This is a genomic window from Aurantibrevibacter litoralis, assembly GCF_034651555.1.
Taxonomy (GTDB): Bacteria; Bacteroidota; Bacteroidia; order Flavobacteriales; family Flavobacteriaceae; genus Aurantibrevibacter; species Aurantibrevibacter litoralis.
The window spans coordinates 1-4,498 of record NZ_JAYEEQ010000043.1 but is presented as its reverse complement, the minus strand read 5'-3'; the positions used below and the strand labels follow the sequence as shown (position 1 = coordinate 4,498).

Here is a 4,498-nt window from a genome sequence, read left to right as displayed (position 1 = left end):
ACAAAGTTATCTCAAAAGATAACATTTTCCTAATTTTCGTAAGATTATTTTCGGTCGGGTCAAAATGCACCACAACGATTGGTGTATGATTAGGTGCGATGGCCAGCACCTAATTTAGTAAACAAACTAGGACCCGAGAAAATTCTGAAGGAATTTTCCAAATAGGCACTTGCCAAAGCAATTAATTATACACGTTGTTGTGCTTTCGTTATTTTTTATCAAGTTCGCCATTTATCAAATCCAAAATAGATTCGATATTTCTAATAACATTTAATGCTTCGTCGTTAGTAATAATACATTGTTCAGATACTGTTAAAATATAATCATCGAGATTATTGTCATCAATTAAATCCTTTATTACAGCACTCTTGTCTTTATTTATGAAATTGAATTTATCTGATTGCCACAATCCATTAAATAACAATTTAAGAGAATGGTTAGTGGTTATATATGGATAAAAATGATTAATGCTAAAGTTCCTTAAATCCTGTTCATATTCCGTTAGTCTGTTTACTTGACCAGACCAATTGGTTAGCATAGTTTTTAACGTGTTGTTGTTTAAGATGTATAATTTTCCCGATGATAAAACTTCGTTTGTAGTTCCGATAACTGGGTCAAAAGTAGGCGTATTATTAATCGTCAATAAATCTAATGCAATAGTATCCAATGGAATATCTTTAAGCAATCCTTCTTTAATGGAAAGGATTCTATATGCTGAATTAATCATTTCATTCCGCATCGTAATTTTGTTTTCGATTTCTGTTAAATTTTCTAGATATTCACTTTTAAGTTGTAAAAGTATTTGCTGTTCTTGGTTGCGATTAATTCTATTTTCATTCCAATTATTTATCTGAAGCGCAATTAAAATCCCAATAACAACTAGTATTATTTCTCCGATTGCATATTTGAAATATTTTCCAGTTCTGTTTTCCATTAGCAAATTTTGGCGAATCTTTCTAAAGAATTTTATCATTGGTTAACGGTTTCTGATAATGAAGCACAACGTGTTTGTGTATGGCTTGTTGCGGATAAAACAGCGAGACCTTTCGAGTAAGTCGTAAAGTTAGCAAAAAATCGCAAACTTTGGTTTAAGCACTTCAGCCGCAATAAGCTATACACGGTGTTGCCATTTGTGCTTTTTTAATTAATTCTAAACGTCAAGCGATAACTTTAAACTTCCACCTAATCCTTCTCGGATTATTCGCATCAAGGTCGAAAGTCGGATGTCGCTTGCATTGTTTTCAATTCTCGAAATATAGTTTTTTGTTGTTCCTACTCTTTCAGCAAGTTGTTCTTGTGTCAGATGCTGTTTTTTTCTAGCCTCTTGGATTAAGATGCCAATTTTAAATGTCTCAAATTCCTCTTGGAATTCGTTACGGGACTCAGTTCCGATTTTTCCGTACTGCTCATTTAAATGGTCATCAAACGATGTAATTCTTTTATCTGTTTTCATAATATTCCTTTTTTAGTCGTTCCGCTTTTTTAATTTCATTTTTTGGTGTTTTCTGCGTTTTCTTTTGAAATCCGCTCAACAGTATGATTAAATTCCCATCATCAAAAAAACAGAAGATTCTGAAAATTCCGTTTCCAGCTGAAACTCGTACTTCCCATAGTCCGTCTGTATTAGTGAGATGTTTTAAAAACTTTTCTGGAACAATTCTAGTGGTTTTTAAAATCAAAAGAGTCCAGTCAATTTTTTTGCGAACAGCCAGTGGCTGTTTAAGATAGAAATCCTTGAAGTGATTTTCGTAAAATCCTATTTGTCTATTAAATTCGCTCAATTTGGTCAGTCGTTAAATTCAGTCCAAAGTTACCTAAAAAGGTAACATTTTCCAAATTTATGAATGAATTTTTAATTCGAAGACGGATTTTCAGCATTAATGGCAACGGTCTTGTATATGAAAAGTAGCGGATTTTAAGCACTAACTTTTCGGTTTTATATTGACCTTAAATTTATAAAATTCACTTTAGTTGAAGCACTTAAACCGCTATTTTTTATATACGGTGTTGTAGCACGTTTTTTTGTCCGATTTCAATTCGTAAGAAGCTGACATTCTTTCAGTTGTTAATTTTAAACGGATAAAAACACGAATAATCGTGAAAATTAACTGACAAAAAGTAATTGGTATTATATTTGATGTAGGAAAGACTTAATTGGGCTAGGAACACAGCTGATGGACACGTTTTATTATCAATGCACTTCGGTGTATCACGCGCAGGATTTGGCTGACGTGTGAAGACGCATTCCACAACACCAAATGCAGGCGCAATCTGTAACAAGAAAGCATAAGCCCTGTATAAGGTCAAGGGATGTCTTGAGTTCTGTTTGAGATGTTTGTAACATAGTTATAAGTATTAAAGATACGAATTTAATTCTAACGATGAGTGGCGCTACCTAGGTTTAAAAACTGTAAAGTAGCATAAGGATTGTACCATTATAAAGCAGGCCACGACTAGCCCTTTTTTTTATTTTATGATTCCAGATTGGTTAAAATTTAAAAAATATCCGCACATTGGTAAGCCTCTAACTAAAAAGAAAGATTCAGGTTGGATAATGGAATATGTCACAAATCCTGACAAAATTTCCAAACATAAATTTACTCCATTACTTCATAAAAAAATCTATCAGAGAAAGTACAGACCAAGCGAAGATGCACCAAAAAACAAGTTTAAGAAAAGACAACGGTCAGTACAAAAACCTAAAGAAAGACCAATATTTTATGCCTCACATTTAGATTCTATTGTATACAGTTATTATAGTCATAGTTTAACCCAAGCTTATGAGAATTATCTTGTAGATAAAGATTATGGAATTAGTGCAGTAGCCTATAGAAAAATTCCTATTGTTAAAGGAAAGGAAGGAAACAAAAGCAATATTGAGTTTGCATTTGAAACATTTAAGTTTATTAATGAAAACAAGCATCGAAAATTATCAATGATAGTTGCTGATGTGACTTCATTTTTTGATAATCTTGACCATAGAATACTACATAAACAATGGAAACGTGTTTTAAACTCTGATAGTTTACCTGACGACCATTATAATGTTTATAAAAGCCTAATTTCAAAGAGGTATGTTAATGAACTAGAATTGTTTAATAAATTCCAACACAACCTTATTGTTGAACGAGGAATTAAAAATGATGACAAGAAAACGAAATTACGTTATAAAAAAGTCAAACACATTTGGAATTTAAAAAGAGAAAGAGTAGTTGCTTATTGCTCGAAAGAAGATTTCTTTAAAGAAGCTACAAATTTAATTAGAGTAGAAAAAAGTTGTAGTCATCAACATAAAAGGTGTCGAGAAAATTGTGGTTTGAAAGGAATTCCTCAAGGAACTCCAATGAGTGCTACACTTGCTAATATTTATATGCTTGATTTTGATGAGTTAGTTTTTGAAGCTACGCAGAAAAAAGACGCTTATTACCAAAGATATAGTGATGATTTAATTATAGTTTGTGACCAAAAAGATGAAGATTATTTTAATAATTTAATTCGTACTGCAATAGAGGAATTGGCAAAGCTAGATATACAACCCAAAAAGACAAATATTTATCGTTATGAAAATATTAATGACGAATTTGTAGGTGGCATTGTAAATGAAAAGAATGAAGTTACTCAAAACAAGCATCTTGAATATTTAGGTTTTCAGTATGATGGAAAAAAAGTAAAAGTAAAGACAGTTGGTTTTTCAAAATTCTACAGAAGTATGAAAAGAGCTTTTCGTAGAGGTGTTCATTTCGCTACCAAACCAGAAAATAAAAGCCATAATCTTTTTGAGGAAAGGCTTTACAAAAGATTTACATATAAAGGCGCAAAAAGAAGATTGATATATAAACCTGACCCAAAATCAGAAACAGGATTTTCAGAATCTAAAGAGCAATATTGGGGAAATTACATAAGTTATTTAGAAAAGGCTAATCGTGTAATGAAACCTATTAATGGTGATGATACAATCAAAAATCAGTATTCAAATTTTTGGCCTAATTTCGGGAAAGAAATGAAAAAGGCATACAAGGAAATTGGTGAAAAAGTAGCTAAAATGTAAGTCATTTTCTCTTCTGCCGAGGTTTTCCTCAAATGTGCTACAACGGTCTCGGCTATGCGTAGTGCGGGATTTCAAGGCACTTCACTTTCCGTTTACCGATTAGTTTGTTTAATGTGATAACTTTCATATCAGCACTTTCCCCCGCATTACGTATAGCCATTGTTGTGCGGTCGTACTTTTTATTTTTCTGTCCGTCAGCGTTGGCGAAAGACATACTCTTTTGCAATTTTTGGTTGTAGCGTTGGCTGGTGCGAATTGCAAATGTGTATGGCTTTGTGCGTTGGCTATTCATCCGTTCATATCGTTTTCAGTCCAAGTTGCTTTAAATATTCGTTGTGTTCATTCTTAGACTTGGTTGCAAACAACGGACATAGTATATAATTTCCCCCAAAAATAGGACAGTAATTTAAGTTTAATTTTTTATTCTAAATTTACTGTATTATGGAACGC

General features: G+C 32.3%; 4 protein-coding genes. 1 reads left to right on the top strand and 3 read right to left on the bottom strand.

The genetic code is table 11. From position 1 onward, the window contains the following. Positions 1-208: 208 nt before the first annotated feature. The 3 genes from U1E44_RS16610 to U1E44_RS16600 form a co-directional block, all read right to left on the bottom strand. The gene (locus U1E44_RS16610; protein WP_322932236.1) at positions 209-934 is read right to left on the bottom strand and encodes a DUF6090 family protein; all 726 of its coding nucleotides are present in this window, start codon (positions 932-934) and stop codon (positions 209-211) included. Between the two features lie 216 nt (positions 935-1,150). Then, positions 1,151-1,453 (bottom strand): helix-turn-helix domain-containing protein, encoded by a 303-nt coding sequence (locus U1E44_RS16605; RefSeq protein ID WP_100616439.1) that lies wholly within the window; start codon positions 1,451-1,453, stop codon positions 1,151-1,153. After that, positions 1,440-1,781 carry a type II toxin-antitoxin system RelE/ParE family toxin gene (locus tag U1E44_RS16600; protein WP_322932235.1) on the bottom strand — a complete coding sequence of 114 codons (342 nt, stop codon included), beginning with the start codon at positions 1,779-1,781 and terminating at the stop codon, positions 1,440-1,442. Before U1E44_RS16600 ends, U1E44_RS16605 begins: the two co-directional genes overlap by 14 nt. Positions 1,782-2,473: 692 nt before the next feature. Here U1E44_RS16600 and U1E44_RS16595 point away from each other — a divergent pair. Further along, on the top strand, positions 2,474-4,048 hold the full coding sequence (locus U1E44_RS16595) for a reverse transcriptase domain-containing protein (RefSeq protein ID WP_322932234.1): 1,575 nt from the start codon (positions 2,474-2,476) through the stop codon (positions 4,046-4,048). The last annotated feature ends 450 nt before the right edge of the window (positions 4,049-4,498 follow it).

Excerpts from the sequence above, each read along its gene's own strand:
- U1E44_RS16605 (WP_100616439.1), bottom strand. The coding sequence starts at position 1,453 with ATGAAAACAGATAAAAGAATTACATCGTTTGATGACCATTTAAATGAG.
- U1E44_RS16610 (WP_322932236.1), bottom strand. The coding sequence starts at position 934 with ATGGAAAACAGAACTGGAAAATATTTCAAATATGCAATCGGAGAAATA.
- U1E44_RS16595 (WP_322932234.1), top strand. The coding sequence starts at position 2,474 with ATGATTCCAGATTGGTTAAAATTTAAAAAATATCCGCACATTGGTAAG.